Annotated in this window: 29 protein-coding genes and 1 other RNA gene; 13 read left to right on the plus strand and 17 right to left on the minus strand. The window is 52.0% G+C overall.

The features are described 5' to 3' along the window. Nucleotides 1-249: 249 nt before the first annotated feature. From ACMAZB_RS03425 to ACMAZB_RS03445, 5 genes are all read right to left on the minus strand, one after another. Nucleotides 250-1,293 carry a hypothetical protein gene (locus tag ACMAZB_RS03425; protein WP_435219416.1) on the minus strand — a complete coding sequence of 348 codons (1,044 nt, stop codon included), beginning with the start codon at nucleotides 1,291-1,293 and terminating at the stop codon, nucleotides 250-252. Between the two features lie 76 nt (nucleotides 1,294-1,369). Beyond that, nucleotides 1,370-1,777: an alternative ribosome rescue aminoacyl-tRNA hydrolase ArfB gene (gene arfB, locus ACMAZB_RS03430; protein WP_435219417.1), complete on the minus strand. Its 408-nt coding sequence runs from the start codon at nucleotides 1,775-1,777 to the stop codon at nucleotides 1,370-1,372. A 601-nt stretch (nucleotides 1,778-2,378) separates the two neighbouring features. Then, on the minus strand, nucleotides 2,379-3,323 hold the full coding sequence (locus ACMAZB_RS03435) for an alpha/beta fold hydrolase (RefSeq protein ID WP_435219418.1): 945 nt from the start codon (nucleotides 3,321-3,323) through the stop codon (nucleotides 2,379-2,381). 121 nt (nucleotides 3,324-3,444) lie between these two features. Continuing rightward, nucleotides 3,445-4,686, minus strand: a complete 1,242-nt coding sequence (locus ACMAZB_RS03440; RefSeq protein WP_435219419.1) for an MFS transporter — start codon at nucleotides 4,684-4,686, stop codon at nucleotides 3,445-3,447. A gap of 5 nt (nucleotides 4,687-4,691) precedes the next feature. Then, nucleotides 4,692-5,648: a fumarylacetoacetate hydrolase family protein gene (locus tag ACMAZB_RS03445; RefSeq protein WP_435219420.1), complete on the minus strand. Its 957-nt coding sequence runs from the start codon at nucleotides 5,646-5,648 to the stop codon at nucleotides 4,692-4,694. Nucleotides 5,649-5,873: 225 nt separating this feature from the next. Between ACMAZB_RS03445 and ACMAZB_RS03450 the strand changes: the two genes are divergently transcribed. After that, on the plus strand, nucleotides 5,874-6,167 hold the full coding sequence (locus ACMAZB_RS03450; RefSeq protein ID WP_435219421.1) for a DUF1330 domain-containing protein: 294 nt from the start codon (nucleotides 5,874-5,876) through the stop codon (nucleotides 6,165-6,167). Nucleotides 6,168-6,294: 127 nt separating this feature from the next. Here the strand turns inward: ACMAZB_RS03450 and ACMAZB_RS03455 are convergent, their stop codons facing one another. The 4 genes from ACMAZB_RS03455 to ACMAZB_RS03470 form a co-directional block, all read right to left on the minus strand. Further along, entirely contained in the window at nucleotides 6,295-6,882 is a 588-nt protein-coding gene (locus ACMAZB_RS03455) for a carboxymuconolactone decarboxylase family protein (protein ID WP_435214479.1), read from the minus strand. 27 nt (nucleotides 6,883-6,909) lie between these two features. Next, nucleotides 6,910-7,917, minus strand: coding sequence for an NADP-dependent oxidoreductase (locus ACMAZB_RS03460; RefSeq protein WP_435219422.1), 1,008 nt, complete (start codon nucleotides 7,915-7,917; stop codon nucleotides 6,910-6,912). A gap of 173 nt (nucleotides 7,918-8,090) precedes the next feature. Further along, a complete protein-coding gene (locus ACMAZB_RS03465) occupies nucleotides 8,091-9,551 on the minus strand; it encodes a coniferyl aldehyde dehydrogenase (RefSeq protein WP_435214483.1) in 1,461 nt (486 codons plus the stop codon). Nucleotides 9,552-9,625: 74 nt separating this feature from the next. Further along, on the minus strand, nucleotides 9,626-10,294 hold the full coding sequence (locus tag ACMAZB_RS03470) for a TetR family transcriptional regulator (RefSeq protein WP_435219423.1): 669 nt from the start codon (nucleotides 10,292-10,294) through the stop codon (nucleotides 9,626-9,628). Between the two features lie 313 nt (nucleotides 10,295-10,607). On the opposite strand from ACMAZB_RS03470, the gene ACMAZB_RS03475 reads away from it, so the two are divergent. Next, a complete protein-coding gene (locus tag ACMAZB_RS03475; protein WP_435219424.1) occupies nucleotides 10,608-10,883 on the plus strand; it encodes a phosphotransferase in 276 nt (91 codons plus the stop codon). On the opposite strand, the gene ACMAZB_RS03480 is transcribed toward ACMAZB_RS03475, so the two are convergent. From ACMAZB_RS03480 to ACMAZB_RS03495, 4 genes are read right to left on the minus strand one after another with little or no spacing between them, the layout of a single operon-like run. Continuing rightward, nucleotides 10,849-11,655 carry an SDR family oxidoreductase gene (locus ACMAZB_RS03480; protein ID WP_435214486.1) on the minus strand — a complete coding sequence of 269 codons (807 nt, stop codon included), beginning with the start codon at nucleotides 11,653-11,655 and terminating at the stop codon, nucleotides 10,849-10,851. The genes ACMAZB_RS03475 and ACMAZB_RS03480 overlap by 35 nt on opposite strands. 23 nt (nucleotides 11,656-11,678) lie before the next feature. Next, the gene (locus tag ACMAZB_RS03485; RefSeq protein ID WP_435214488.1) at nucleotides 11,679-12,524 is read right to left on the minus strand and encodes a TauD/TfdA family dioxygenase; all 846 of its coding nucleotides are present in this window, start codon (nucleotides 12,522-12,524) and stop codon (nucleotides 11,679-11,681) included. Nucleotide 12,525: 1 nt separating this feature from the next. Further along, the gene (locus ACMAZB_RS03490) at nucleotides 12,526-13,989 is read right to left on the minus strand and encodes an AMP-binding protein (protein WP_435219425.1); all 1,464 of its coding nucleotides are present in this window, start codon (nucleotides 13,987-13,989) and stop codon (nucleotides 12,526-12,528) included. Further along, nucleotides 13,989-14,744 carry a thermostable hemolysin gene (locus ACMAZB_RS03495; protein ID WP_435219426.1) on the minus strand — a complete coding sequence of 252 codons (756 nt, stop codon included), beginning with the start codon at nucleotides 14,742-14,744 and terminating at the stop codon, nucleotides 13,989-13,991. The genes ACMAZB_RS03490 and ACMAZB_RS03495 overlap by 1 nt, the downstream gene beginning before the upstream one ends. 371 nt (nucleotides 14,745-15,115) lie before the next feature. Between ACMAZB_RS03495 and ACMAZB_RS03500 the strand changes: the two genes are divergently transcribed. After that, the gene (locus ACMAZB_RS03500; RefSeq protein WP_435214493.1) at nucleotides 15,116-16,186 is read left to right on the plus strand and encodes a phosphotransferase family protein; all 1,071 of its coding nucleotides are present in this window, start codon (nucleotides 15,116-15,118) and stop codon (nucleotides 16,184-16,186) included. Nucleotides 16,187-16,342: 156 nt separating this feature from the next. Here the strand turns inward: ACMAZB_RS03500 and ssrA are convergent. After that, nucleotides 16,343-16,733, minus strand: a transfer-messenger RNA (tmRNA) gene (gene ssrA / locus ACMAZB_RS03505). Between the two features lie 134 nt (nucleotides 16,734-16,867). Here ssrA and ACMAZB_RS03510 point away from each other — a divergent pair. Beyond that, nucleotides 16,868-17,935, plus strand: coding sequence for a threonine aldolase family protein (locus tag ACMAZB_RS03510; protein WP_435214495.1), 1,068 nt, complete (start codon nucleotides 16,868-16,870; stop codon nucleotides 17,933-17,935). Between the two features lie 123 nt (nucleotides 17,936-18,058). On the opposite strand, the gene ACMAZB_RS03515 is transcribed toward ACMAZB_RS03510, so the two are convergent. Next, entirely contained in the window at nucleotides 18,059-18,628 is a 570-nt protein-coding gene (locus ACMAZB_RS03515; protein WP_435220123.1) for a hypothetical protein, read from the minus strand. Nucleotides 18,629-18,755: 127 nt separating this feature from the next. On the opposite strand from ACMAZB_RS03515, the gene ACMAZB_RS03520 reads away from it, so the two are divergent. The 3 genes from ACMAZB_RS03520 to ACMAZB_RS03530 are packed head-to-tail and all read left to right on the plus strand — an operon-like array spanning nucleotide 18,756 to nucleotide 21,152. After that, nucleotides 18,756-19,967 (plus strand): serine hydrolase domain-containing protein, encoded by a 1,212-nt coding sequence (locus ACMAZB_RS03520; RefSeq protein ID WP_435219427.1) that lies wholly within the window; start codon nucleotides 18,756-18,758, stop codon nucleotides 19,965-19,967. Then, entirely contained in the window at nucleotides 19,967-20,470 is a 504-nt protein-coding gene (locus ACMAZB_RS03525) for an MOSC domain-containing protein (protein WP_435220053.1), read from the plus strand. The genes ACMAZB_RS03520 and ACMAZB_RS03525 overlap by 1 nt, the downstream gene beginning before the upstream one ends. Next, nucleotides 20,463-21,152, plus strand: a complete 690-nt coding sequence (locus ACMAZB_RS03530) for an enoyl-CoA hydratase/isomerase family protein (protein ID WP_435219428.1) — start codon at nucleotides 20,463-20,465, stop codon at nucleotides 21,150-21,152. Before ACMAZB_RS03525 ends, ACMAZB_RS03530 begins: the two co-directional genes overlap by 8 nt. Before the next feature lie 11 nt (nucleotides 21,153-21,163). Here ACMAZB_RS03530 and ACMAZB_RS03535 read toward each other — a convergent pair whose 3' ends face one another. Further along, a complete protein-coding gene (locus ACMAZB_RS03535; protein ID WP_435219429.1) occupies nucleotides 21,164-21,865 on the minus strand; it encodes an esterase/lipase family protein in 702 nt (233 codons plus the stop codon). A gap of 196 nt (nucleotides 21,866-22,061) precedes the next feature. Here ACMAZB_RS03535 and ACMAZB_RS03540 point away from each other — a divergent pair, with 196 nt between their 5' ends. The 5 genes from ACMAZB_RS03540 to ACMAZB_RS03560 all read left to right on the plus strand — a co-directional run bounded on the left by ACMAZB_RS03540 (nucleotide 22,062) and on the right by ACMAZB_RS03560 (nucleotide 25,059). Next, nucleotides 22,062-22,496: an EF-hand domain-containing protein gene (locus tag ACMAZB_RS03540; RefSeq protein ID WP_435219430.1), complete on the plus strand. Its 435-nt coding sequence runs from the start codon at nucleotides 22,062-22,064 to the stop codon at nucleotides 22,494-22,496. A 21-nt stretch (nucleotides 22,497-22,517) separates the two neighbouring features. Further along, nucleotides 22,518-23,039: a sigma-70 family RNA polymerase sigma factor gene (locus tag ACMAZB_RS03545; RefSeq protein ID WP_435214505.1), complete on the plus strand. Its 522-nt coding sequence runs from the start codon at nucleotides 22,518-22,520 to the stop codon at nucleotides 23,037-23,039. Continuing rightward, the gene (locus ACMAZB_RS03550; protein WP_435219431.1) at nucleotides 23,036-23,524 is read left to right on the plus strand and encodes a hypothetical protein; all 489 of its coding nucleotides are present in this window, start codon (nucleotides 23,036-23,038) and stop codon (nucleotides 23,522-23,524) included. Before ACMAZB_RS03545 ends, ACMAZB_RS03550 begins: the two co-directional genes overlap by 4 nt. Continuing rightward, nucleotides 23,517-24,020, plus strand: a complete 504-nt coding sequence (locus ACMAZB_RS03555) for a periplasmic heavy metal sensor (protein ID WP_435219432.1) — start codon at nucleotides 23,517-23,519, stop codon at nucleotides 24,018-24,020. The genes ACMAZB_RS03550 and ACMAZB_RS03555 overlap by 8 nt, the downstream gene beginning before the upstream one ends. A 268-nt stretch (nucleotides 24,021-24,288) precedes the next feature. Then, the gene (locus ACMAZB_RS03560; RefSeq protein WP_435219433.1) at nucleotides 24,289-25,059 is read left to right on the plus strand and encodes a sulfite exporter TauE/SafE family protein; all 771 of its coding nucleotides are present in this window, start codon (nucleotides 24,289-24,291) and stop codon (nucleotides 25,057-25,059) included. Here the strand turns inward: ACMAZB_RS03560 and smpB are convergent. Next, nucleotides 25,049-25,531: an SsrA-binding protein SmpB gene (smpB, locus tag ACMAZB_RS03565; RefSeq protein ID WP_040811313.1), complete on the minus strand. Its 483-nt coding sequence runs from the start codon at nucleotides 25,529-25,531 to the stop codon at nucleotides 25,049-25,051. The genes ACMAZB_RS03560 and smpB overlap by 11 nt on opposite strands. A gap of 43 nt (nucleotides 25,532-25,574) precedes the next feature. Here smpB and ACMAZB_RS03570 point away from each other — a divergent pair, with 43 nt between their 5' ends. Further along, on the plus strand, nucleotides 25,575-26,891 hold the full coding sequence (locus ACMAZB_RS03570) for a hypothetical protein (protein ID WP_435219434.1): 1,317 nt from the start codon (nucleotides 25,575-25,577) through the stop codon (nucleotides 26,889-26,891). Nucleotides 26,892-26,907 lie beyond the last annotated feature (16 nt).

Below are 26,907 nucleotides of genomic sequence, written 5' to 3' on the forward strand. Positions count from 1 at the left end.
GGGTTTAGACCTAGCCCGCGTCAACACCAGAGTGCTAGTGAGACGTTGTGTGCCTTTAGGTAAGATCGCAGCCCTTGACGTCGACAGTAGGCATCAAGAAATCTTACAAAATGTTGTATCTATTCTGAGTGTAGTGACCGACCACTAATAATCACGAATCACGAATCACGAATCACGAATCACGAATCACGAATCACGAATCACGAATCACGAATCACGAATCACGAATCATGAATCACGAATCACGAATCACGAATCACAAATTCGAGTGACAGAAAATTTTGGGTAACTTCCAATTTGTAAGCTAGCTCTGTAGTGATCGCCTGCCTGCAGTGGGGTTAAGCCACTGCAGCGCAAGGGTAGGGTTATTTCTGATTCATAGTCGAGCAGCCGATGCTGTTCAAAAACCTGAATGCGGGTAAACAAAACGGCATCAAATGTATTGAGGTCGGTTATGGCGGGAAGGGTTACGTGTTTTGGGTTGAGTTCAAGCAAGCCATGGCTATTTTGGCTGGCCTGCTGTTTCAGCGTCGCAGCGTGCTCTGGTGTTAGGCAGAGTACAGTGGCCAGTGCATGCCGTTCGCCAGCCGCCTGTAGGGCGTTTGGGTCTAGTGCATCGCCCCGTTGCAATGCGGCTCTCTCCGCCTCTAGTTTGGCGAGGCACAGTGCAACCTCGATCCTTTGAGGAATAAAGATTCCCCTCGCATGCAACTGCGGTGCGAGGTTAGCGGTAACGGCAAACTGCGGCTCCTGCTCCAAGGATTTCTGCATGGTCTCGGTGATGATCACATGGGGATTACTCGAGTGTTGATAGTGGCAGGCATCGTCTTGTATGTAGCTGATGCGGTGCCCCTGTAGGTCAAAATGCCCGATGAGCAATGCCACGCTGTCGAGCGAACGTTGATGAATGTCTAGAAAATGCACCACCAGCTCACCGGGGTTAAATTTTGTCAGTAGTGGCAGCAGTAATGTGGCGAACGGCCCGCAGCCTGCGTACAGAACCTCGATTGGACTAGTGGTGAAGCGCTGCTTGGCAGTAGTGATGGCTGCGCGGGCTGCGCGAATAAAAACCGCACTGCGCTGAGTGTCTGTCACGCAGTGGGCGGCAGCTTCTGGGCTAATAGCGACCCCGTTGTTTAGCAGGGAATCATCTGCCCAGGCGTCAAAGCTGGGGTCGGGTACGACGCCGCCAACGTCGCTGCACAGTTGTGCAAAAGCGTTTAGAGCTGCGCGCAAATCCGCGGGTGCGCTGGCTTCATTAAGCAGAGTGTCGGCAATATATTCTAGCTTCATGGGCACTTACCTCAGTCGCTTGTCACCTGCACGCTATTAGCAAAAATTGGAGGTAAAGCCAGTCTGGCCGTGGTCCTCAGTAGTCGTCGACTTTGCCGCGATTTTTTTTAATAGAGCCCTGTTTTTTCTTGCTATCAAGGCGCTTGCGCACCGACGACCTAGAAGGCTGGGTTCTTCGTCTGGGTTTATCGACAAACTGACATTTCTTAAGCATGTCATCGAGTCGCTCGAGGCTCTCTAACCGGTTTTTTTCCTGGCTCCTGAACTTTTGCGCTTTGATGACGATCACACCGTCAGAGCTGATCCTGGTATCGCGCATCCGGAGAAGCTTCGACTTAACCGCTTCCGGTAAGCTAGAGGACCTGACGTTGAATCTTAAATGAATCGCTGTGGAGACCTTGTTGACGTTCTGGCCACCCGGACCGCTGGCACGGATCGCCGAAAATTCAATCTGGTTTTCAGGAATGTCTGAAACGCGAATCATCAGACAGGCGGCATGTAACTGGCACTATTTTTATTCACTTAGCTGTCACCCTGATCTTTGTATTCCTGCACCTAGACAATAAGGCTCGCTGATAGTGATGCAGGTGTACCTCGCAATAGCCAAAGCGTCGCAAAAGGCTGGGCATAGTTGCGACGGTTGTAAGTGGTACAGATTGAACCGGATCATCTACAACGCTGTCTCAATCTGTAATTACTCCATGATACCTATCTGCGCACTTATCCTTCAAGATTTGGCCTGTGGCCTCAGCGCCGCACGGAATTAAGCGAGCCTCGAGGCCGTTTATCCCTCTTCCGCTGAAAAATTATTGCTTAAACAGTACGCTGCTGTTTTTAAGTGAGTGCGTCGTTTCAAGCACTTTGAGCGGTCTAACCTAGCGTGAGTGCCCAGCACAGCGCGACGGGGTAATTATCGTCTTTGTCGTTTGATGTGTGTTTTATCGTGATCTCAGCGTTTGTTCTTATAGCGTGTTGTAGCAGGGGCGCTATCGTCAACTAACTCTGTCTATTTTCTAAATGTCGCCAGTTGCTGATAAGCAAAGGGCGTTACATGAGCCGCTAAAGCACCTAGGAAGGAGCCGAACTTACTTATTGGCGGTATCGACCCAATCAATAATCATGTTAGCGAACAACTCTGGTTGGTCAGCCCAGGCAAGATGGCCTGCCTCCGGCAGCATGTGCAACTTACTTTTGGGCAGGGCTGCATCCAGATGTCTAGCATTGCTGGGGTCAAACAGAACATCGAGCTCACCCCAGAAAACCAGGGTGGGTATGTCGATTTCTTTTACTCGAGCCGCCAGCGCTGTCGCTTTGGAGCGAAAGTCCTTAAACCAGTAAACCACCTCAGCAGCACGCCCTGAGTAAGCGCGTTTGTAATCATCGATTTGCTTTGCATTGGCGCGATGACGAATGGAGCCAAGCTTCGACGAGAAAGCGATGAGTGGCCCGGCACCCAATAAGCCCGTGGTGAAACGCATAAAACTAAACTTGGCTAATAGATTTATCATAAAGGCCAGCTTGAACGGGCCGGGCGCACCGACGCCATGACCAACCGCTAGGCTGATTACGCGATGGGTATGGTTGAGTACATAAGCTAGACCTGCCCCCATTCCCACATCAGGTCCAACAAGATGAATATTATGTAGGTCAAGTTCATCAAAGATCGCAGCCAGATGCGCCCCCTGAGCGTTAGGTGACATATCATTACGGTCACCGTCAGAGGCACCAAACCCTGGAAGGTCAATGGCAATGACTCGACATTTCTCTGTGAGTGCATTCCAAGAGCCACTGAAGCTCAGGATGCTTTCTGGAAATGGACTGAGCAGTACCACCAGTGGCCCGTTAGCTGGCCCGGCTTCAGCGAGACGGATCTTACGACCCGCTAATGTCCGAATTTCAGTTGGCATGTCGACATACGGTGTTTCAAACGTTGCCGCCGACTGTCGGGCTGCTTTGACTTTTGGCCACTCCGGTGACACCAGCAACAATGTGGCTGCGTTGATCTGATCGTAGGCATTCAGTTTTTTCATACAGTTTCTCCATTTGCACTGTTTTGCACTGGGTGAACCGTGTTGCTCTTATGAGGGAGTTGATCGGAGAGGCGATGTTCCCTAGGGACCGAGGTGATTGGTGTCAAAGAGCCGCCAGTATTCAGCCGGCGCTGCTTGAGGGCTGAAATTTGGGGAGCTTTGCAAACAAGGTTGTCGATACCAACATAAAGGCAGCGGCTAAAAATAATGAGGCAGTGTAGTTATCAGATGCGTCACGCACTGCGCCGAAAATCACAGGGCCCAAACCGGTTGCGATTAAGAATGCGGCGTATTGTCTTCCGTAAATTTGGCCATAGGCCTGCATGCCAAAGTATCGAGCGACGAGATAGCCAATCAGATCAACTTCGGCACCTACCGAAAATCCTATGACAAATGCAGCCGGTAGGGCGACAGCTTCCCCCAGTGTTGCCAGCGCCAAAACGCCCAAAATACAAGCGCCAAGAATAACAATGGCCACCCGGGGAGCAAATGTGCGATCGACAGCAAAACCCACTAGGAGTCTACCCAGTACAACCGCTATACCAATAACACCGGCTATTTTGGCCGCATCGTTTTGAGTGAAACCGATCTCGAGAAGTACCGGTATGAAATGAATCATCAAGCCGCCAAGGCCTAGGGAGAGGCAGAAGATCGCGGCCATTATTGTCCAATAGGTACGACTTGCCCTGGCTACTTTGAACGCTTCAGCGGCCACCTTTGCATCGATGTTTACAGGTGTTTTAGCGCCATTGAGGCGGGACAGAACGATAACGATAACCGCACCCACCACCAAGGTAAACAAGGCCATGGCAAAGTAGGCGCCTCGCCAGCCGAATTCGGCAACAGCGCTACTGATCAAAGCCGGCCCAAACGTAGCGGCCACACCGGCCCCCGACAGAGCAATGCCCAAGGCCAGACCTCGTTGCTTATTAAATACGGTATTTATTGCACGCGTGTAGGCTAGTGGGGAAGAGGCGCTGCCGAGTATTGCCTGAAGCATTGCCAGCATCACAAAAGTCGTGATCGACTGAACAAATAGCCCCAGCATTACATAAGCCACTGCTAGGCCCAGTAAAGAAACCATGACGGGTCGCACCAGGCCGTAGCGATCAACGATTAAGCCAATAAAAGGCAGGGCTGCGGCGAGCGCTAGCGTTGAGCCTAAAATGCCCAAGGACGCCTGGGCCCGCGTCCAACCAAAGTCGGCAACCCAAGCTTCAATAAAGATTCCCTGTGTGTAGAAGGGTAGTGCCGAGACTCCGACACCGATTCCCACCGCACACACTAGCACCAGGAGCCAATGGCGCGAGAACTCGCTGCCGGCGGTTGTATGATTTAACTCACGACTATTTTGATGATCCATTGGCATTATCGCCGAGTCACTTTGTTGGAGATGACGCCAATTTTTTCAATCTCAAGCTCTACAACATCGCCGTCGTTTAAAAAGCGCAGGTGTTCTAAACCACAGCCAAAACCCACGGTCCCCGAGCCGATGACCTCACCGGGGTAGAGGGTTTCACTCTTGCTGATGTGAGCAATCATGTCTGAGAACTTCCAGTAAATGGTGCTGCTATTGTTATCGCACCAAGTCTCGCCATTGACCCTAGCTTGCATGCGCAAGTTATAGGGGTCATCTAGCTCATCCTTGGTGACGATAACGGGTCCAAGAATAATTGAGTCGTCGAAGTCTTTGCTTTTGGCTGGCCCTAGCGGCCCGCCAGACTCTTGCATTTGTGTGTCTCTTGCCGAGAAGTCGTTGTAAATGGTGTATCCAAATATATGGTCTTCTGCGTTAGCTTTACTAATGTCTTTGCCTTTCTTGCCGATGATGCAGGCCAGTTCGAGTTCAAAATCCATAACATCTGAATAAGCTGGCCACATCACGTCCTTGCCGCTTTGTGCGACTGAAAAACGGTTTGCTTTGTAATATAGGGGCTGCTGATACCAGACTTCGGGCACAGTAAATCTACCGCTTTCTTGCAGTTCACGCTCAGCTTTACTCGGATCATCTGCTGCCATGGCGCTTAGTTTGATGGCGCTTTTATACGAATTTTTTAAATGCTCTTCAAAACCCAGGCAGTCTCGAACTTGCGCGGGTAATGGGAGTGGTGCGAGCCACTCCACCTGATCTGAGGGTATTGACGCGGAACTCGACGCAAGCATTGCAGAGGCGCGATCAAGGGCGGGTTGGCCCGCCTCGATAAAGTGTTGCATAGAAGAAAAAGCGATATCCTGAGGTGCAGCAACACTCAGATTAAAGACTCCAGTGTCTGTCAAAGCCCCTAGATATTCCGAGCCTTGCTGTTTGAACGTGAGTAATTTCATCGCTATATCTCACTTTATTTTTGGCAGCGTCCGGGAAGTCGTGCGGCCTTGCATATGTTTTATTTTTAGTTAGATGATCTTAAATGACCAGTGGTCAGTATATAAATGACTGTGAGTCATTGCAACGTTGAATTCACAAAACAACGCGAGCCCGTACGGCGACCCCTAGGCTGTCTTCGTGCTTTTAGTCGCCGCTTAAACACAAAAAATTGGGAGTTAAATACGATGTCCGTTTACATAATTGCTAGATTCAAAATTCATGACCGTAGTGAATACGACACATATTCAGCGGGCTTTGCAGAGGTTTTTAAAAAATTCGATGGCAAGATGCTGAGTGTTGATGAAGACCCTATGGTTCTAGCGGGTGACTGGAACGACACAAGGTCAGTCATTATTGAGTTCCCGTCGAAGGAATCTGCTTTGGCCTGGATGACCTCTGATGAATACCAAGCCATAGCCAAGCACCGAAATGCCGGAAGTACAGCAAACTCCATCTTGGTAAAGGGTTTAGAGGCCTAAAACTTCCGAGAGCCTACTTCGGGTTAAAACCTTAATGTGGGCTCTCAAATAAAACGGGCATGCGCTGGTTAAACGCTGGGCCAGGTGGCTACGCTTGCTCAGTTATGTGGCGGCAATCGAGCGCTGGTTATTCGTGCTTACCCGCCACCCAGCCGTGAGCGGCAAGCTGGTCTGCTGCAAAGCTCTTGGGCGCATCTTCCAAAGTGGTTGCCATTGTGTCGTTCCAGCGATTCAGAAAACCAAACATTGAAATAACGGCGACAACCTCTACGGCCTGCTTGTCGCTAAAGTATTTTGATAATTCAGCCATGTGCTGGGCTTCTACTGCGTTGGGTACCATACCGGCATGCACTGCAACGCGCAGTGCTGCCTTCTCTTGATCCGAAAACAAGTCGCTGCGCTCAAACTCGAAGATTGCTTGTATTTTCTCAGCGCTGACCGCATTTTTTTGTGCTGACTTTGCCGTGTGTGCTTGGCAATAACGGCATCCCGCTGCGTTACTCACCGCAAAGGCGATCATTTGCTTAAGCCCGGGGTCTAATTCGCCGCCGTTCAAAATCGTCGCCCCAAGACCGCCAAAGGCCTGCGTGAGCTCGGGCCAATGGGCCATGGTCATCATGGCTGTTGGCAGAAAGCCCATCGAGGCTTCGACCATTTGCAGCATTGGCGCTAAATCCGGCACGTCTTCGCGCTGCTTGGGAGTGATGTGTGTCATAGCTATCCTCGTGATCAATGTCGCAAACTAAATTTTGAGTAGCTGCTTGCCAAGGTTTTGCCCGTTGTAAAGGCGCTGTAAAGTGGCAGGGATATTATCAAAGCCTTCCTGTAGGTCGATTTGATAAACCAAGTCCCCTGAAGCTACCCACGCCATTAAATCTTGAATAGCCTCCATGGCCCGCGGCATGTAATCCAAAATCACGAATCCTTCCATGCGCGCTCGGTTGATGGTGAGATTCGACAAGTTTGAAGGACCGGGAATTGGCGCTGTCGCGTTGTAGCCAGAGATACTCCCACACAAAACAATCCGTGAACGCAGATTCACGTGGTCTATGGCTGCCTCAAGAATCGGCCCACCCACGTTGTCGAAGAATACATCCCACTTGTCGGGACAGTGCTGGGCAATTTGCGCGCTGACATCTTCATTCTTGTAGTCGATGACGGCGTCGAAGCCGGCAGTTTCTTTTAACCACCGACATTTATCGGGACCGCCAGCGATGCCAACGACACGGCAACCTTTTATTTTCGCTATTTGACCCACAAAAGAGCCGGTAGAACCTGCAGCGCCGGAAACCAAAACGGTATCGCCGGCTTTCGGTTGGCCGATCTCCAGCAGTCCAAAATAGGCCGTAAGCCCAGTAATACCCAGCACAGACAACATCATTTCAGGCGACACGCCTGACGGCAACTTAACCAAACCCATGGGGCCTTCGCCGGGAGCCGCAACGACATAATCTTGCCAATACCCCGTGGTTTGCACGAGGTCGCCCACTTGATAGTCGGCATGTCGCGAATCGACGACCTCGCCGACAGACGCTGCCCGCATAGGTGCGCCAATAGCCACCGGTGGCAGATAAGCCTTACGATCGACCATCCAGTTTCGCTGGGCAGGATCAAAAGATAAGAACAGATTCTTAACCAACACCTCTTCACTTTTGGGTTCGGGGATTGGGGTTTCGGCGTACTCAAAATTATGCGGGCCAACCATGCCTGAAGGTCTTTCCGCGAGTAGCCACTGGCGATTAATAGTCATGATAACGCTCCCGATAATTTGTTCATGTTTGTTGTCCTATTTGTAATTGCCGGCGATTGTTGGTCAGCCTCTTTGCTGATCTTCCCTGATGGCAAAAAGCCATCGGCTCAATGTCATGCTCTTTAAGCGCTGCCTCAACCGAGCCGCATTCACTAAATACTTCGGCCTGTGATTTAGATTGCGCCAAGAATTTTGCTGATGTTTTTACGAAATTTTTCGCCGAAGGGCGGGCGTGCACCAATGATGGGTAAGACATCAATCATGGTTTGACTGTAAATAGCCCGGGGGTGGCTTAGGGTCCTAAATCCTTCAGGGCCGTGATACGCACCCATGCCCGAGGCACCAACACCTCCGAACGGCAGATCCTCTTGGACGTAGTGCAGCGTAATGTCATTAATGCAAACACCGCCGCTGGGGACGTGACTCAGTAAGTACTCTTGCTCACCTTTATCTTTGCCAAAATAGTACATGGCGAGGGGGTTGCGGCGAGGCTCAACCTGATCTGGAACTTCTGTGATGTCGCCATAGGACATAACCGGAAGAATGGGACCAAAGATTTCCTCATGCATCACCAGCATGTCTTCATTGACGTTTTGTAAAATGTGCAGAGGCATCCGGCGGTTGTCCTTTGACGCCCGAGTCTGGTCGGCGCCAACAATCGTAAGCTTGGCCCCTTTGGCCACTGCGTCATCAATGTAGTTTTGCAATCTAGCGAAGTGTCTTTCGTTGATCACCCCCGCGTAGTCTTCATTCTCGGTGACGTTTGGATACATTGACTGCGCCTCATGAATTACCCGAGCAACGAGTTGCTCTTCTAGTTCCCGTGGCACAAGAACGTAGTCGGGGGACAGACATAACTGGCCGCCATTTAAAAACTTACTGAATGTCAGGCGGGTTCCTGCAAGCTCAAGATTTGCGCTACGGCCAATAATAACCGGTGACTTGCCGCCAAGCTCGAGCGTAACTGGCACCAGATTTTTTGACGCGGCTTGCATGATCTGTGCGCCTACTCGTGTCGATCCCGTAAAGAGAAGGTGGTCGAAGGGCAGCTCCGCAAATTGCTGACTAATTTCTGCCCCCCCAGTAACAACTGCGACCTCGTCCTTTGAGAAATATTTGGGAACAATCTCGGCAAACAAGGCTGCTGTTTCAGGAACAAATTCCGACGGTTTCAATAATGCTCGGTTACCTGCCGCTAGTGCGCTGGTCAAAGGTGCAACGGTTAAACCGAAAGGAAGGTTCCAGGGAGAAATGATGCCAACAACGCCTTTTGGAAAATGCCTGACCTGGCCTTTCCCTCCCAGAAAATTCATGGGTTTGTTGGTTTTTCGCTTTTCAGGCTTCATCCATGCTTTTAAGTGCTTAATGGAATAGTCAATAGCTTCTACTTTTGAACCGAACTCTGAAAATAAACTGAATTCGTATGACCGTGCACCGTTAAACTCGCGTTTGGTAGTGTTGGCGAACTCCACTTTGTTTTCCAAGATCAGCGCTTTGAGTCGCTTAAGGCGGTCTATTCGTGTGGCATAGGTGACCTCACCTTCAGCACGGAATTTGCTTCGCTGCAGTTTGATCAATGCGTCTAGATCTTGTGTGTCCAATCCGGTGACGTTGTGGTGTTCAGCTGCGCCCATGGTTTTTCTCCGAGGTTGATCTGTCTGTTTTCTATTGAGTGATTCGTTTTTATTTACCGGCGAATTTGATTTGATCAGACGCCGGAAATGCCCTCTGCACGTATGCCTTCAATGATGCGTGCTGCGTTTTTGATGAAGATTGGTTCTGATGAAAAACTGGTAATTAGGTGCTGCACATCCGCAGGCAGGTCTTCGTTATCGAGTGCTGGGCTTTGGTCGGTTTGTGTCGCCCCGATCAGGAGCACCCCCATTGTTTTGACGACCTCTAATGCTTGCGCTGTGCTCAAGCCGAGTGCTGTGGACGTGATTTCTGCAACGGTCTCTACCTGATGTATGAACACGCGCTTCGATTCGATGAGCCTGGGAATGGCAACGTTGTGCTCAATGACATGTTCAAGTCTGATGAGTAAAGGTAAAAACACGCCATCGGCTTGAGTTGTTTTGTAGAGCGACTGGGCATATGCCTCGCTGGTTATCGTGTTGGATAAGGAGCCGATAAAAATTTGGCTCCACCGGACCAAGCTTTGCTCATAAAGGGTCAAAAAGAGCTCTTCTCTGGTGTTGAAGTAGAGGTAGAGCGTGCCTTTGGCAACGCCAGACTTCTTGGCGAGCTGAGCCATAGAGAAAGCCTCATAGCCAACTTCTTTGAAATACATTTCAGCCGTTTCTAGTAGGGCTTGACGCCGCAGCGCTTTTTGTTCGCTGCCTCGCGCCCTGTGATTTATAGCAACGACTGAATTCATGAGTGTCTCTACCCTGCGGTTTCTGGGGTTGCAGTGCCAACCTCGATACGCGCTTCAAAACCATTAAATGACCACCGGTCAACTATATAGCTGACCGACGGTCATTACAACCGTAGGTGAGATCTTTGACTGGGCTGCGGCGATGGAGGGGGAGGTCTATGGCCCACCGGCAGGCGCGAGCAGCGAGCAGGGCGTGAGAGGGGCACTATCTCAGGCATTGAACTGCAAACGGCGGAAATGTAAAGCCTGTATGTGTCTTTGTATTGGCAAATTGCTCCCGTCGGCGCACGCGGTTGACCGCGAATATGCAGTGATGACGGGTTTACACTCAACCGGTTTTCCCGTGCCCAAGACCTATGGCCTCTGCGAAGACTCTGCAGTTCTGGGCTCCAAATTCTTGGTTATGAGCCTGGCTGATGGTCGGTCACTATGGAATGGCGCCCTCCCCGGTAGGGAACCTGACGAGCGCCGGGCAATTTACAATTCGCTGATCGACACCATGGCCGACATGCACCTCAACTACCACAGGGTTCCGCTATTCAGCCCGTCCAAGCTTAGTCGGGAGTGTCACACTGCGCGTGTCGCCTAATGATCGGTAGTTGTTTTATAAGTGCTGATCCTACTGTGCCCGGAGCGCGTTTGTTTAGCCAAACGAAGAAGCGCTCAGGCCACCCGATGTGTTCAATCATTTTATTAGTTTTGAGAAAGGCTAAAAATTTCTCAGCCACTATCTCCGGCGAGTCCACTGTGGTCCCCATTTCTGAATTAAGTGCATTAACAGCGCTGGAGTTCAGTGCCGTTTGCGTTGCCCGCGGGGCAAAATATCTAACTCGTATGTTCGTATCACCTAATTCTCTTGCTAACGCCTGAGAGAAACCGCGCAATGCAAATTTAGTGGCGGAGTACGCCGTAAACCCGGGGTAACCGATGACGCCGAAGGTCGAGCCTATGTTAATGATGTCTAACCCTTTGGACTCTGGACCTAAATGTTGCAGCACTGCCTGAGTCAGACAAATGGGAGCCGTCACATTAGCTAGGATGAGCTCCTCGATAGTTTCAGGTTGGCACTCGGTGAACATTCCAAACTGGCTGAGACCGGCATTGTTGATAAGAAGTTTCAAGGGCTCGGCCTTTGTAACGATTGACTCGGCAAGGGCCGTTCGGTCTGCTGTTTGCGTCAGATCAGCGACAGCCGTGTACACATTGATGCTGAACTGAGAGCTAAGGGTCTTCTGAAGATCGAGTAGCTTATCAGCGCGTCGTCCCGTTAAGAGTAATGAGAATCCCTCTTTAGCCAATGCACTGGCAAGTGCTTCGCCGATACCTCCAGTTGCGCCCGTTATTACAGCGAGTTGGTTCATATTCAGAGTATCCCCGTAGCTAATTAATGGTTTTTCAAAAATCCCATTGCGATTGCAAGACGTCGTTCACTGAGGGGTGAGGTGATCTCACGACGCCCATGCATGCAGCGTTTGTTATCAATAATGGCGACGTCCCCGTCGCGCCAAGCGATTTCCGAGATTTCTGCTTCGCATTGCGCAGAAAGCTCTTCCAACAGTTGGTCGTCCATAGGTTGACCCCGTGCGTCTCGATACACGGGTGGCTCGTAATTAAAAGAAGGGCCCAGTAATGCATTAGCAAAGGCGGATTGCCCAGAGAGATTGTCACGCCTTAAGGCGGGAAGCGTTAGTGTGTAGTCAATACCGCCATCGTTTCTCTGACTGTAGCTCTGTCCTGAAATACTGGCTATGAAGGTATCTAAATCGGATTCGGTGACTCTTTCTTGATCCTCAAGATCCCACGCCTTAGCGATATAACTTTGCCAAATTGCTTTTGGTAAATAGCGTGTCATGGTGTAGGGAGCTGCAAGACGATCCTTAACCGCAGTGGGGAGTCTTCGCATCACGGTACTGCCATCGCAAATGGTTGTTTGAGAACCTGATGGGGCGCTTTTCACACTGAAAAAAGCAACGATATCCGGAGGTAAAGGCGTATTGCCGTTTTCTATGTGCAGTCCTACGGGGTTGGTTCCTGCGTCTACCGACTGGACTGATTCTGAGATGTATTCCCTAGCAGGATCAAATGTCATTCGCGGACACAGCTTGGCAATGAACTGACCGAATGTTTCGACAGTGAAATTTGTCTCTCGAAGCAGTAACCAGCCCTGATCAGATAACTGATCTAGCACGGCGTCTATTTTTGGTGGTTTCGGTTGGTAAGTTGCTGTCACGCTACCTCCCACTCTGACGAGATGCGGTCTCGTATCGTTTGGCGATTGTCTCTCTTCGCGGTTTGCCAGTTTCGGTCATTGTTCCGTCTTCGGTGGAGAATCGTTGATCAGTTCTTACCCATGACATGATTCGTGCATAGTCGGGCAGTTTTGAATTCATTTCCTGGATCATTAGATTCAGCTGAGGGTCGCTGACTTCGTTGGATATCACCAAGACGGCGCTCAAAGACGGCTGAGCCTCACCAAAAACGATGGCTTGTTCGATTTCTCTTACCGACAAAAGCTCGGCTTCTACCCATTCAGGGGAGATGTTGCGACCGAAGCTAGAAACCAGCGTGTTTTTGATTCGTCCGGTCACGTGAAGAAACCCATTTGCATCGAGGTGACCCGCATCGCCCGTTGCAATTTCAGACAACAAGCTCTCGTTTGAAAGGTATCCTTGCATCGCGGCGCCGGTTACCCAGATTTCTCCATCATCGGCAATTCGCACTTGTGCATGAGGCAATGGCTTACCTACGCTTCCAATACAGTTTGCTTCTGGCGTGTTTAATGCAACACAAGAGCCGCATTCAGTGAGTCCATAGCCCTCAAATACTGACAACCCCAGCTTATCCGCACGGTGCAGCAGTTCTGGCGCAACCTTCCCACCCCCGACGGCTACAAACTTGAGTGAACTTAGTAAAGTTATCGAATCAGATTCGAGGATGTCCCTCAGCATCTGCGGCAGTAGAATGACGCTCTCTGCGGCAGTTGTTTGAATTTTCTGACTAAATGTTTCGGCGTTGAATTGATGATTTGATAAAAGGCCCAACTGCTCCGGGGAATCCACATAGACAGTCCTTCCCATCCAGAGCGGCAAGTAAATGCCAGCGACGTTTTCAAGCAAGGTAGAGAAGGGTAGCAGGCACAAATGCGCGCCGAGCTTGGTGGATGCTAGTGCCGCGGCAAGACTGTTGGCGATTGTGAGCAATGTGTCAGTTGTGAGACAAGCTCCTTTGGGCGCGCCCGTGCTTCCCGAGGTGAAAGTGATTTTATTAAAACTCAGTGGGTTAGCCCCGATACCCGCCTCCTGGGTCGCGGTGGGGCTCGATTTTATATAGTTTCCGATAGTCGCTTTTGCGGGAGTCTTCATACTCCATGGAAGTGGAAAATGCTGATCGGAGAAGACGGTATCCAAGTTGCTTACGTGGCATAGATGTTGAATCTGAGCTTTGGAAAAAAATAGTGGGATGGGGACTACTACGATGTTGGCGGCTGTAGCAGCGATATCAATAAGCGCCCAATCGATGGAATTATCAGCGTATATTCCTAGTCTTCGAACGCCTAATGCCTCGAGTTCACTGGAAATTCCTGTCACGTGTGAGAGTAACTCTTGGTAGCTGACCGTTCGACTGGGTCCCGTGAATGCTGGACGGGTTGCATCAGCCCCTGCGACATCTCGTATGCGATTTAAAAGTCGCTGCATCACATCCCCCGCTCTATGCAGAAGATCAAGGCGATAGCCGCTGCCGCATCAGCAACGTTAACGACCATTACTCTGGGGTCATTTTCATAATAGCTTCCCCAACTTTCTTTATCGGTGTGCAGCCTTACCGGGTCTGCAGGCTGCATTTCAAAATAATTTATGTGAAGTCGTTGCAAGGCGACTCGAACGGATTTGATGCCAGTAAAAATCGCGTATTCGAATTCACGGGAGTGGGCCTCATGGCATAAAAACGCAATTAATCTAATGGCAGCATGTAATGTCGCTGCGGCGAGATTGCCTACTTCAACCACTCGCGATCTTTCCGGTGTGATGCCAGTGTAGTGCCCGATGGCGGTTTCAACTGGGGCATCAAGGTATTGCTCGACGAGCCCGATTCGATGATCAAAACACTTAAGGCCAACTGCGCCCCACATGATGGACTCGTCACTAATGGTGAAAAGATTGGGCAAAAATTCGGAAATGTCAGCACTGTGAATTGTTCTATATTGTTTCTGAATGATGGCTTCTGTTTGCGGGCGCAATGCAGAGTCCTTTGTTACCTCGTGAATCTGCCAATACTTCTCTCCGTCTCGGGATCGGAGCTGAGTGTGCACTTTGTACTGTCCTAGAGGTGCAGGATATTCGGGGTTCTCGGATGAAGGGGGTAGGCTCAGGGGGGTGGGCTCCATGGTCAGTTGCTGTATGTTCCCGTCCGGCCGATTTTTGCCGGTATCGGTAATTGAGATTGAATTCATTTGTTGCTGGTCCGGTGATGATCAAAGTTGTAAAAGCTGGAGTGTTTTGGCGTGAAGCTGCGAACGAAAGCTCATGGGCTTACTACTTTGAGCGATATCTTCAGCGAAAGTTCAAAAAGTTATAAGAAAATACTTATTTATCATTAAAAATGCTTATGGGAAGTATTCGCATTCCGGATACGCAGAGCAACACCCTTGCACGGGAGACCATAAAGTAGGGCTCGAATGCCCGATCTCGGGCCTCAGCGTCTAAAAGAATTCAAATGACGCTGGTAAACTTAGCTCCAGCGATATGGGAGCGACGCGCTAATCACGTGTGGGTGGGTGGTGACACCCGCCCTGCAGCGCAAGAGGATACTCGGGGACAATAGATGGCAATCGATTTCGACAAGGAAATGGTCGGCACCGTAGAGGTGTCTGACACAGACAGGCTCGATATGGAGGCCCTTACCGCTTGGTTTGAGGCCAATGTAGAGGGATTTAGGGGCCCGATCAGCTACACCAAATTCAAAGGTGGCCAATCGAATCCGACCTATAAGATTGAGACGCCGTCCACCAATTACGTTCTTCGCCGTCAGCCGTTTGGCAAATTGCTCCCATCGGCGCACGCGGTTGACCGCGAATATGCAGTGATGACGGGTTTACACCCAACCGGTTTTCCCGTGCCCAAGACCTATGGCCTCTGCGAAGACTCTGCAGTTCTGGGCTCCAAATTTTTGGTTATGAGCCTGGCTGATGGTCGGTCACTATGGAATGGCGCCCTCCCAGGTAGGGAACCTGACGAGCGCCGGGCAATCTACAATTCGCTGATCGACACCATAGCCGATATGCACCTCAACAAGCCCGATGAGATTGGTCTTGGGGACTACGGCAAGCCGACCGATTATTGCGCTCGCCAGATCGGGCGCTGGTCCAAGCAATACAAGCTCTCGGAAACCGAGCATATGCCCAGCATGGAGCGGCTGATCGAATGGCTGCCTCAAACCATTCCGCCACAGCATGGAAGCTCTGTCGTTCACGGCGATTATCGCCTCGACAATGTAATTTATCACAAGACTGAGCCACGCATTATCGCTGTACTCGATTGGGAGCTGTCAACGCTTGGCGATCCAATTGCAGACTTTTCATATCTCATGCTCAATTGGCTGCAACCTGCTGAAGGTCGCGCGGGCCTGCTTGGTCTCAACCTTGAGGAGCTCGGCATTCCGTCGGTGCAAGAGGCGGTCGATCGCTACGTTGCGCGCACTGGTTACCCCATGCCGCCAATGGAGTGGTATTTCGCTTACAACCTCTTCCGCGCGGCTGGCATTACGCAGGGCATTAAGAAGCGCGTGATTGACGGAACCGCTTCTTCGGCTCACGCAAAATCCATGAGCGACCGCGTCGCGCCCCTCGTAGATGCGGCTTACAACTTCGCGCTGCAGGCTGGAATGCCCGAGTAAGGCAGCCCGATAAACCATTCGATCGGCAATATGAGCTCAGCGAAATCAATGCGTCTCCGCGTTTCTGCGGCGACCCTTCCCTACGGGCGCGAGTTCAGCTGTCACAGCCGCTAAAACCAAAAAAGGCCACCCTGACGGGCGACCCTTTTCGGTTTTTGGTGGAGGCGGCGGGAGTTGAACCCGCGTCCGCCAGTACTCTGCCTTTGGCTCTACATGCTTAGTTTCCGTTAATTAATTTAACGGCAAACAGCCCAACGGTCAGGACGTTGGCCGCGAGCCCCGTAAAGTTTGACAGTCGATCCCGGGACATAACCGACTGCGGTCCAGTTCTATATGACAGTCACAAGCGCGGTACTGGCACCTTACTATAGACCGCCAGGGCCGAAGCACCTGGATGGTGTTACAAAGGGCTACTTACGCAGCCAGTTGTGCACCGTAGTTGTCGTCATTGGCAACTAATAGTTTGCAGCTTTGGATTTACGTGATTGGCTACCATCACGGCATGCACCGCAGGTTTCGTTACCGTCGTCGAATCCGTAACGCCCCCAGTTAACGTGAGTATATAGCATCATGGAGGCTCACAGTGATGCCACAGCTTGTAAAATATGAACGGCCTTAAAAGCGCAGGAAACGTTATAAAGTAGCAGCCCGAGATTTCTGACGGGTAACAGGAGAAAGTAAGTGTCAGACGAGCAAACAGCTAACAGCCCCCCGGCAGTCACGTTTATGGGGTCTGATAATCAGGCGGGGGCGCATCCTAAGATTCTTGACGCGCTGGCGTCGGCGTCGAGCGGATTAGTGTCGGCCTACGGCGAAGACAGCCTCACTGAAAGTTTGAATCACCGTTTCAGCGAGATTTTTGAGGTCGACTGTGAGGTCTTTCTGGTTGCTACGGGTACGGCGGCTAACTCCCTAATCCTGAGTTCCATGTGCCCGCCCTGGGGGGCGGTGCTGTGTCACGAGGGTGCTCACATTATAAACGACGAAAACACGGCGCCTGAATTTTTCACCGGTGGTGCCCGCCAGATTGGCGTGCCGGGTGAGTTGGGAAAACCCTCTCACGACGCTATTCGGGGACAAGTCGAGCTGGCTCAGCTGCATGGGGTTCACAACGTTAAACCGACGGCGATCAGTTTGACCAATGCCACCGAGCAGGGGACGGTGCTTCAGCCGGCAGAGGTTGCGGCTTATGGTGAGCTGGCTAAGGAATTGAATTTAGGTTTGCACATGGATGGCGCGCGTTTCTCCAATGCCGTCGTGGGTTCAGGTGCTTCTCCGGCCGATTTAACGTGGCGCGCTGGTGTCGACGCTCTGACTTTTGGTGCGACCAAAAATGGTGCGATTGCTGCCGAGGCTGTGGTGTTTTTTAATGACCGGTTCAGTGAGGATTTTTCTTATCGACGTAAGCGGGCAGGGCACCTGTGGTCTAAACATCGATTTTTAGCGGCGCAATTTGACGCCTTTTTGGCCGGTGATTTGTGGTTAGACAACGCGCGTCACGCCAACGCTCTCGCAACGCGTCTCGCAAGCGGGTTATCGCAGCTGCCGGGTGTTACTTTGCCTTGGCCTACAGAGGCCAACGAGGTATTTCCGGTGTTGCCCGAAGCCATAGACCAAGCGCTGGAAGCCGCAGGCTTTGTGTACTACCCGTGGCCCATGGTCCCGGGAATGAAGCGGTTTGTGACCAGCTTTGTAACTGACCCTGAAGATATCGAACGCCTGTTGGCCGTTGCTCAGTCGGCGGTCTGATTAGTATCTTTCAGTGGGTTCGCATAACTCCAAATTGCCCGCAGTTACCAACGACGCATCCTCTAGCAGAGTGAGCGCGTTGGACCGCTGACATGAAGTTTTATCGATACCCCTATTGGCGGGTTAGTTTGCCGCCATTGCCGCTTGCAGTGCTTTGAGATTGGCTTTGTCTTCGTCGCTCAGCTCTGTGGGTTCACAACGGGGATCGGTTTTCTGAATGGCGCTTATCATCCCTCGGGATAAAGGAATTGGGTCACACCCGTGGTTGTTGTCGCAGATGAGATCCCACTGGGGCTCGGCTTGAACGTGGCAGGCAAAGCAGTTGCCGCCGAACCTATTGACGACTTCGGCAAAGCCGCGCTTGCCAATCGTTGTGCCCTCAGCGGAAACATTTAATTCGAAAAATTCCCAGTCGTTGGTCGCCGGGTTAAAGCCTGCCTCGCGCTTCACCATGGCTTCGGCGGGCACCAGCTGCACCACCGCACCCTCAGGGTAGGTGCCTCCGTCGGCGCTGTTGGCAACAGCCACAGTTTCTGCAACATTCCCCAGCAGATTATCGACATAAAAATGTCGGACCGGCGTCATATCATTGAGGCAGCGAAAGGTCTCACTGGTGATTTCAGTCGCTGCAGCGGATTGAACAACGGCCGTGGCCATAAAAGCGGCTAGCATCAGGCTAAATCGATTGTGCATGGGGGCTCTCCCTTGGTGGATGGCTGAAGTATACCCGAGGTCGTCTTCGTTGAAATTTGCGCTTCAGTTCGAAGGGCCCTACTGTAGGCGCCCTTACAATTTGACCGTCAGTGAGAAAGGAGTTCCCATGCGGTTTACCCAATTTGTTCCAAAGTTGCCAACCTTATTAGCCGCGTTTTTAGTTTATGTCGCGCCCGTACATGCAGATGAATCTTCACTGACGGTGCAGGGCATCACTGAGCGCATCCAATCCGGCGAGTTAGACGAAAGTCCGTTGTTCTTACCCACGGCTGAGCGGCGAGTAGTTTTTGCTAATCCCGAATATTTTCTGCCGGTGCGCAAAATTACCCCCGGGGGAAATCCCTATCCTTTGCCGGCATCTCCCACTGACCTTGGCAGTGTGGCTTACGAGGTCGATGGCGAGGCTTTCACGCTGCAGGAGTTTTTAACGCAGCAGCCGCTGATGGGCTTTTTGGTTCTTCGTGACGGTGCGCGGTTATTGGAGCATTATACGAGCGATCATTCGGTCGATTCGCGCTGGATCTCGTTCTCGGTGACCAAGTCGGTGACGTCGCTGCTTGTGGGCGCGGCCTTGGCCGACGGTTTCATCACCAGCTTAGACGACAGCGTTACTGACTATTTGCCTCGGCTACGCGGCAGTGCCTACGATGTAGTCACCGTGAAGCACCTGCTGCAAATGGCCTCGGGCGTAGCTTGGAATGAGGATTACTTCGACCCCGAATCAGATGTCGCCCTCGCGGGCATTCTTGGCGGGGTGGCGCTGACTGACTATCTTTTGGAGCTGCCCAGAGCGCATCCGCCAGGTACCCATTTCAACTACAACACCGGCGAGGCCAACCTCACGGGTGAATTACTCCGCGCAGCCATTGGCAACAATGCATCGGGCTACCTTAACCAGAAAATTTGGGGTCCCTTTGGTATGGAATTTGAGGCTGTTTGGCCGGCTGATGGCCCCAGCGGGGGCGAGGCGGGGGGCTGCTGTATTAGTGCGGCCTTAAGAGATTATGGACGGTTGGGGCAGTTTGTCTTGGACGATGGCGTATTGCCCGACGGCTCCCGGGTCCTGCCAGAAGGTTGGGTTGCCGCTAGCGCCGCTCCTTCCGAGGGTTCTGAAGAGTATGGCTACATGTGGTGGCGCTATCCGGGTGAGCGATTCAGTGCCGCGGGCATTTTTGGTCAGAAAATATTTATTGATCCTCAGACAAGAGCGGTGATCGCAGTTCACAGTAATGCCGATGCCGCGAGCGGCAGCGTTTATGCGGCACACCTTGAGGCGGTAATGATGGCAGTAACTGACGCGCTCAGGAGCCAAGAGTGATCAAGCGCAGAAATCCGTTAGATCGCTATGCTAAAGACCTTGCGTCAGGCACGGTTCGCTGGATAGGTGTGCGTCCTCTTCGTCGTGAGCCACTACAAGCTGTAAGTGAAGCAGAGGCCTGTGCCGGCCTAGGCTTAGAAGGCGATCATCGCATGGGCAAGACCCCGGGTTCAGGCCGACAAGTCACCCTAATATCTGAAGAGTTTATCGCTCAAATCGAACGCTTTACCGGTTTAGCAGCCATTGAACCGGGTCTCTTACGGCGAAATTTGGTGGTTTCCGGTATTAACCTTAATGCTCTGCGACGCCAGCGCTTTCGCGTGGGTGAGGCTGTGTTTGAGGCCACCCAACTGTGCCATCCCTGTGCGCGTATGGAGGAGGCCCTGGGTAAGGGGGGTGTCGCTGCCATGCTGGGGCATGGCGGCTTGTGCGCTAAAATTATTGAAGGCGGAGCCATCCGAATTGGCGACGCCATTACTGTAGTGGAGTCCAGTCATGAGTAACGAATCAAACGCCATACACACCATCCAGTTCTCGGGCAGTGGGGTGTTCAATCCTGAGGTGCTTGACGCCACTCACAAGCAGCTCGACGCTGTGGAGGGAGACCCCTCCATTGAGGCTGTGTTCATGCGCGGGGAGGGTAAAAACTTTTCACAGGGTTTAGATCTTGAGTACCTCATGGCAAACCCCGATATTTTCAGCGAATTTGTAACCAGTACCATGCATCTGGCCGCACGATTTCTCACTTTCCCTGTACCGGTAGTATCGCTGGTTAATGGTCATGCCTTTGGTCTGGGTGCCATGCTAGTGCTCGCGTCAGATTATGCGGTCATGCGCGGCGATCGCGGCTTTTTCTGCCTCCCGGAAATCGATATTGGTATGACGCTTACCGTTCGCATGAATGCGTTGGTGAAGGCTAGCATGTCAGCCTATGCCATTCGCGAGACCTTACTGACCGGGGGGCGACTCACAGGAGAGCAGGCGCGCTCTATGGGTGTGGTTGACGCCGTGGGTGACGATTCAGAGCTAGAAGCCTTGGGCCTGCAAGTTTCAGCTCCGATGCGAGGTAAACCACGAGAGCTTCTCGCAGGCCTCAAATACGGCATACATCAAGATCTAGTCGACCTAATGATGTCAGACGCCCCCGATGCTGCTTACAAGCAGGTAAAAATTTGGCCGCGCTGATTGACCGGACTTTAATTGATCAGGGATCGGCGTAACTGGGCTAAAACAATATGGCTCACCATAGGGTCAATCACCATGGCCATATGGCTACAGTCGACTTCAATATTGGTGGCCATGGCATCGTCCGTATCCTGAGTGGCTCGCCAGTCGACGACGCCATCACCTTTGCTCCAAATGTAGGTAACGGGGGTCTGTAAAGAAACAGACTCGCGTTCTATGATTTTGGCCTCAATGGCATCCAAATCCCAGCCCAACAATTTGTAAGCTGAGGCTGCCGCGGTGTATTTTGGACCGCCCTTTATGGGGCTCCCCAGTGTAATCACTTGTTGCACCAAATCGGGTCGCTCTCTAGCAGCTTCCCTCGCGAGATATCCACCCAGACTCCACCCTACTAGTCGAAGAGGCTGTTCATGAAGCGACGCGGCCCGCTCCAGTTGGTCTATGAGTTGCAGTAAAAGCGCTGGAACGTCACCTGTGTTGGTACCAAGCCCCCACTTGAGGGCGGTGAACCCTGCTTTGCGGAGCTGTCGTCGCAGTGCTGTCATAGCGACATCCCCGAAACCAAAGCCGGGAAGTGCCATCACCGGTTCACCTGAGGCCATGGCCACGGGTTCTCGACGGCGACCAACAGCAATTCGCGCAACGCTTTTAAAGGTAGCGAGCTCCCTCAGTAAATGAGATGGAGGTATGGCCATTGGGCTGTTGTTTGCCATAGTGGGCTCGCAATTTTTGTCGTTGTTAAATCTACGAGGTGCATGGCTTCCTAGATTTACTGTCAGCAAATTTTGTAGGAAATGTTTCCGACGGATCTTCGAGTCGGAGTCGTATCAGTCAGTAACGGGGGCTGCGTCTGGGTATGAAAGACCGACCCAAAAACCACCCATCCGAGATACTACTCTGGAGCAAACTATGAAATTTATGAAGCTTGTCCCGATTCTGGCGATTACGTCGATAGCCCTGCTTTCTACAACAGTTGTAACGGCGCAGCCGCCAAGTAAAACGCAGCGTATGATTAACCAACTCGATAAGGACGGCGATGACTTAGTATCCATCAGTGAGTTTGAGGTACCGTCAAGAGGACGCGGGCGAGATCGACTTGCCACTGCAGATAAAGACGGTGATGGCAATGTAAGTCGCTCAGAAATGCAGGCTCAGATTGATGAGCGTTCTGAGCAAGCGATCGAACGCTTCGAGTTGGCAGACCTGAACGACGATGATTTTCTCACAGAAGAGGAAATAACAATGGCGGCTTTTAGTCGTATCGATAGGAACGATGATGGTTATATTGATGCCGACGAGCTGGCTGCTGCGCGAAGGCCTGCTAAACATCGGCGCGCTAGCTGAAAAGTTGATGGAGTAGGGGCGGTGTCTACTGAGGCGCAACAAATGCGGCAAGTGGCCAGCGGGGACCGCGGCGTCTACGCCACTTTGGTGGCGCATCATCTTGCCCCTATTTCAGCCTATGCCCAGCGTATGACGGGTAACGCTGCCAACGCTGAAGATATTACACAGGAGGTTTTTTTGCGCCTGTGGGTAAAGGCTGGGGAATTTGACGCAACCCGTGCCCGGCTCACAACCTGGCTGCATCAAATGGCTCATAACTTGGCCATTGATCAGCATCGAAAGCGCCACCGAGAGGTCTCTTTAGATGTCATTGATGTGCCCGACCCTACAGTCACAACAGATTCTGATGAACAGACGCACCCTGTTGCTCGGGCACTGCTGCAACTGCCCGAGCGGCAACGCAGTGCTTTGGCACTGACTTATTATCAAGATCTGTCGAACCGAGAGGTCGCAAACATCATGGGGCTCAGCACGCGTGCCGTTGAGTCTTTGCTGGTACGGGCCCGTAGCGCAATGAAAATACGATTGGAGATAACCCAATGACTGCCGAACGACTAACTCAAGAGCGTGCGAAGGCGCTGATTATGGCCTATGGCGCTGACCCCAATCGTTGGCCTCCAGAGTGGCGAGATCCTTTGAGTTTGGCTTTGGCAAATGATCCAGCGCTACGTGCCTGTGTCGCGGTCGAGGCTAAGCTTGACCAGCTAATGACCTCGGAGTCCAGTCAACTGCCGATAACCGTTGACTCGATTTTAGGTTTTACAGACAGGTCCGTTGCTCCAACGGATAAAAAGCAGACAAAGTTAGATCTGGATGTGGAGCCTAGCCGCGCTGTATTGGAGCGCTTGATTGATTGGTTATGTTTTTCGGGGGCCCAAACTACGCGACGTAGTTTTGCTGTGGCTGGGCTGTCGTTAGCCGTGGGCATCGGCTTGGGTCTGGGGATTGCAGTGCCTTCTGAGGACGAATGGGTCGCCTCAGAGCAGTATGTTTTTGCACTTGTTGAGGAGGTTCAAGCCGATGGCTAAGCGACATTGGATTGCAGGGGTGCTAGTGGTCTCGCTAGCGCTCAATTTACTGGGTGTGGGCGCCCTTGCAGCACGCTGGGCAAAGGGCGGACACTTGGGGCCCATGGCTTGGGCAATGCGTGATATGGATGCCGATACTCGCGAGCGTGTGGGAGAGGCCTTGCGTGGTCGCATGCAGGAGGTGGCCCCGGTGCGCCGGGAGTTTAGGCAGAGTCAGATGGAATTGAAGCGCGTTGTCAGTTCAGATCCACTTGATGAAGCGGCGCTGTCTCAAGCGCTCATCACCCTGAGAGATGTCAGCCGGCGATATCAGTTGCAATTGCACACCATCGCACTCGATGTTTTACCACAGCTATCCAGCAAGCAGCGACGTCGAGCTGTTCATGCCCTTCTTCAAGCAGGGCCAAGGCGCGCTGGTCGACACGATCGTAAGCCCAATCATCCTGAGGGCGAGCGTCCTCGCCCACCCCAAAGTCCTGAGCACGGGGCCGGATGATCGACTACCTGCAAAACACTGGGCGTGATGGTTGGACGGATTCACTAGGACGAGGCGAGCACTTTCAGCGATAACGCCTACATAGACATTGCTTAGTTTCATTCGATGACACGGGGAGCAGATCCATCGAACCATTAAGAAGAGAGAGGCTTTGGGTCTGTCAGCCCCTGTAAAGCCACGTTTTCCGTCGGTGTGGCTTTAAGGGCATCTTCAACTCTTGGGTTGTTTTTCCATCGTAGCGATCTCCTGTGGACGCTACACTAAGCCAATGGAAGTGCTCTTAACTCAGTTATCCCCAGTTGCAATGGCCTTGATGGCTTCGGGTATTTTATGTGCAGCCGCTATGCGTGCGTTCACCGGTTTTGGTTTTGCGCTCATGGCGGTTCCTCTTTTGTCGCTATTTCTATTGCCAACGGATGCAGTGGTCCTCGTTGCCCTGCTAACGTTGTCGACAAGCTTGGTGACTTATCGCGCTTGGTGGGGGCGTTTTGGATTACGTGATGGCCTACCTATGGTGGGCGGCTCTATTGTGGGAACCGGGGTGGGTGTCACCTTTCTCACCCAATTGTCGCTGGCGCAGTTTCAGTTATGGATTGGACTCATCGTTATTTTTTTATGCCTAGTGCTGAGTCGTTATAAACCCCAATCCCATGTGGGCGGCCCCAGAATAGCGGCCGGCACTGGCACTTTGTCGGGTTTGATGAATGGTGCCTTTGCCATACCTGGCCCCCCCGTCATTATTTATGCGATGGCGTGTATACCAGAGCCTGCAAATAGTCGTGGCTTTCTAATGGCTTTTTTCATGATGTCCAGCCTGATCTCGCTGACCACGTTTACGGTGTCAGGCTTGGTAACAACGACACCATTTCGCCTGCTGATGCTCGCACTGCCGTCAATGTTAGTGGGCGATCGATTGGGCACTTGGCTGTTTCTTCGTATCGGCGGCCAAGCTTATCGACCCGTAGCGCTGGCGGTCTCATTAGGCGTTGGCTTGGCGATCACGGTGAAAGCGTTGTTCGCCATGGGGTTTACTGCTTGACGTTATCTCTAACAATACGCGCTTTTTGACGGTCCCAATCTTTGGCTTTTTCCGTATCGCGCTTGTCGTGCTGCTTCTTACCCGCCGCGAGCGAAATTTTTGCTTTGGCTAAATGGCCCTTCCAATACAGGGCAGTGCAGACGCAAGTTTGGCCCTTTTGAGACAGCGCCGCATTAATTTGAGCCAGCTCCCGTTTGTTTAGCAGCAATTTTCGGGTGCGTGTGGGATCGGTGACGTAATGTGAGGACACGGTTTCCAGCGGCGATATCTGCGCGCCAAACAAAAATGCCTCGCCATTTTTCATCAATACATAGGAGTCAGTCAGCTGCACCCGACCGGCGCGCATGGATTTAACTTCCCATCCGGCCAAAGACAGCCCTGCCTCATAAGACTCCAGCAAGTGGTAGTCGAAGCGAGCGCGCTTATTCTGCGCGATAGTATTGTCCTGTATTTTCTTTTTCGATTTGCCCATAGGGTGCATTATACGGGTTCGCAGGCCTAGAGAATCATATTGCGTGTTAGATAATAATGTTCCGCAACCTTGGCAGGGCCAAACGACTTTGGTATTTGCCCTCGCGGCCTGTTCCATAGGTCTGGGCAATGTACTGCGCATGCCTTATTTGCTGGGTGAGCATGGTGGCGCACCTTTTTTCTTAAGTTATGTGGTCACGGTTTTTACCGTCGCGGTGCCTTTGCTAACCGCAGAGGTCATGCTGGGTAGTAAAGGCAGAGCATCGCCGCTGGGTGCTTTGCGGTGGGCCAGTGACCAGTCGGGTCGCTCCACACACTGGAGCCTCCTGGGTGTTATTCAGTGTCTGTTGGGTGTCATGCTGGCTATTTACTGCCTACCTATGATTGCTTGGATGGTTGATCGGGCTGTTGTTCTTAATTCAGGGCTCCTTGCCTCAGCAAGCGCCACAGAGGTGGCAACAAATTTTAAGCAGCTCGTTGACATACCCAATGTGACCATTCTCGTTGCTCTCGTGGGTTTGGTGACACTTCTAGCCGCCCTAGGGCCGCAGGTAGCAATGGCATTAATTGGATGGATTGCCCTGCCCGCGATGGCAGTCGCACTTTTCAGTCTTTTGCAGTATGGGATTGAATTCGGCGATCTTGAGTCGGCGGGGGATTGGTTATTTGGCGTTAATTACTCCAATTTTGGCTGGGAGGCAGCCATGATGGGCATGCTCAGCGGAGTTCTAACCTTGGTGGCTGGGCTCGGTGTGGGAAGTGTTTTTGGTGCGCGTTCGCCCAAAAATCTGCCCTTATTGCGGGCGGTTATCGCAGCAGCCCTACTGGATGTGGCCTTTATGCTGGCGACTGCGGTGGCGTTGCTGTCTTTGTTGGGGGCAACAAATGTGTTACCCGCAGAGGGGTTGGCTTTTGTCTTTGTGGCCGTACCTTATGCCTTTGCTAATTTGCCCTTGGGTGAGGTTTATGGGGCGGTTTTTTTTGGCTTCGCAGCGTTGGCTACCTTTGCTGCTTTATTGGCCTTGCTCGAACCCTCAGTGATGCTTCTGCATCAGGAGGGCGGTATGAACCGCAATTTGGCCGCACTCATTGTAGGCGCTAGCCTAGGGCTGGGGGTGTTTGGGCTCGAACACCTTGGACAGCAAATCGGGTTTTTACCGCTATTACTCGATGTGACAATTGTTGGGATCCTGTTGCTGCTGAGCATATTTGTTGCCTGGCGAATGCCGAGGCCCTTTGCTAGGGCTGAGTTGTACAGAGAGCCTCGCTGGCTATTTATTGTCTGGTGGTTGTGTCTGCGCTTTGTTGTACCGACGGTGCTTGTATTAGTGCTAATTTGGCAACTCTTGGCGCCACGTTGAAGGTGCTGAGGTAAGA

It is taken from the genome of Luminiphilus sp. nBUS_07, assembly GCF_051201685.1.
GTDB lineage: Bacteria > Pseudomonadota > Gammaproteobacteria > Pseudomonadales > Halieaceae > Luminiphilus.

What these genes read in the sequence shown, in the direction of transcription:
- ACMAZB_RS03445 (WP_435219420.1), bottom strand. Translation starts at nt 5,648, where the DNA reads ATGAAATTACTCACGTTCAAACAGCAAGGCTCGGAATATCTAGGGGCT.
- arfB (WP_435219417.1), bottom strand. Translation starts at nt 1,777, where the DNA reads ATGATTCGCGTTTCAGACATTCCTGAAAACCAGATTGAATTTTCGGCG.
- ACMAZB_RS03475 (WP_435219424.1), top strand. Translation starts at nt 10,608, where the DNA reads ATGACGGGTTTACACTCAACCGGTTTTCCCGTGCCCAAGACCTATGGC.
- ACMAZB_RS03495 (WP_435219426.1), bottom strand. Translation starts at nt 14,744, where the DNA reads ATGAATTCAATCTCAATTACCGATACCGGCAAAAATCGGCCGGACGGG.
- ACMAZB_RS03455 (WP_435214479.1), bottom strand. Translation starts at nt 6,882, where the DNA reads ATGACACACATCACTCCCAAGCAGCGCGAAGACGTGCCGGATTTAGCG.
- ACMAZB_RS03535 (WP_435219429.1), bottom strand. Translation starts at nt 21,865, where the DNA reads ATGGCAAACAACAGCCCAATGGCCATACCTCCATCTCATTTACTGAGG.
- ACMAZB_RS03515 (WP_435220123.1), bottom strand. Translation starts at nt 18,628, where the DNA reads ATGCACAATCGATTTAGCCTGATGCTAGCCGCTTTTATGGCCACGGCC.
- ACMAZB_RS03520 (WP_435219427.1), top strand. Translation starts at nt 18,756, where the DNA reads ATGCGGTTTACCCAATTTGTTCCAAAGTTGCCAACCTTATTAGCCGCG.
- ACMAZB_RS03450 (WP_435219421.1), top strand. Translation starts at nt 5,874, where the DNA reads ATGTCCGTTTACATAATTGCTAGATTCAAAATTCATGACCGTAGTGAA.
- ACMAZB_RS03540 (WP_435219430.1), top strand. Translation starts at nt 22,062, where the DNA reads ATGAAATTTATGAAGCTTGTCCCGATTCTGGCGATTACGTCGATAGCC.
- ACMAZB_RS03435 (WP_435219418.1), bottom strand. Translation starts at nt 3,323, where the DNA reads ATGAAAAAACTGAATGCCTACGATCAGATCAACGCAGCCACATTGTTG.
- ACMAZB_RS03550 (WP_435219431.1), top strand. Translation starts at nt 23,036, where the DNA reads ATGACTGCCGAACGACTAACTCAAGAGCGTGCGAAGGCGCTGATTATG.
- ACMAZB_RS03500 (WP_435214493.1), top strand. Translation starts at nt 15,116, where the DNA reads ATGGCAATCGATTTCGACAAGGAAATGGTCGGCACCGTAGAGGTGTCT.
- smpB (WP_040811313.1), bottom strand. Translation starts at nt 25,531, where the DNA reads ATGGGCAAATCGAAAAAGAAAATACAGGACAATACTATCGCGCAGAAT.
- ACMAZB_RS03560 (WP_435219433.1), top strand. Translation starts at nt 24,289, where the DNA reads ATGGAAGTGCTCTTAACTCAGTTATCCCCAGTTGCAATGGCCTTGATG.
- ACMAZB_RS03530 (WP_435219428.1), top strand. Translation starts at nt 20,463, where the DNA reads ATGAGTAACGAATCAAACGCCATACACACCATCCAGTTCTCGGGCAGT.
- ACMAZB_RS03425 (WP_435219416.1), bottom strand. Translation starts at nt 1,293, where the DNA reads ATGAAGCTAGAATATATTGCCGACACTCTGCTTAATGAAGCCAGCGCA.
- ACMAZB_RS03490 (WP_435219425.1), bottom strand. Translation starts at nt 13,989, where the DNA reads ATGCAGCGACTTTTAAATCGCATACGAGATGTCGCAGGGGCTGATGCA.
- ACMAZB_RS03440 (WP_435219419.1), bottom strand. Translation starts at nt 4,686, where the DNA reads ATGGATCATCAAAATAGTCGTGAGTTAAATCATACAACCGCCGGCAGC.
- ACMAZB_RS03555 (WP_435219432.1), top strand. Translation starts at nt 23,517, where the DNA reads ATGGCTAAGCGACATTGGATTGCAGGGGTGCTAGTGGTCTCGCTAGCG.
- ACMAZB_RS03460 (WP_435219422.1), bottom strand. Translation starts at nt 7,917, where the DNA reads ATGACTATTAATCGCCAGTGGCTACTCGCGGAAAGACCTTCAGGCATG.
- ACMAZB_RS03470 (WP_435219423.1), bottom strand. Translation starts at nt 10,294, where the DNA reads ATGAATTCAGTCGTTGCTATAAATCACAGGGCGCGAGGCAGCGAACAA.
- ACMAZB_RS03480 (WP_435214486.1), bottom strand. Translation starts at nt 11,655, where the DNA reads ATGAACCAACTCGCTGTAATAACGGGCGCAACTGGAGGTATCGGCGAA.
- ACMAZB_RS03465 (WP_435214483.1), bottom strand. Translation starts at nt 9,551, where the DNA reads ATGGGCGCAGCTGAACACCACAACGTCACCGGATTGGACACACAAGAT.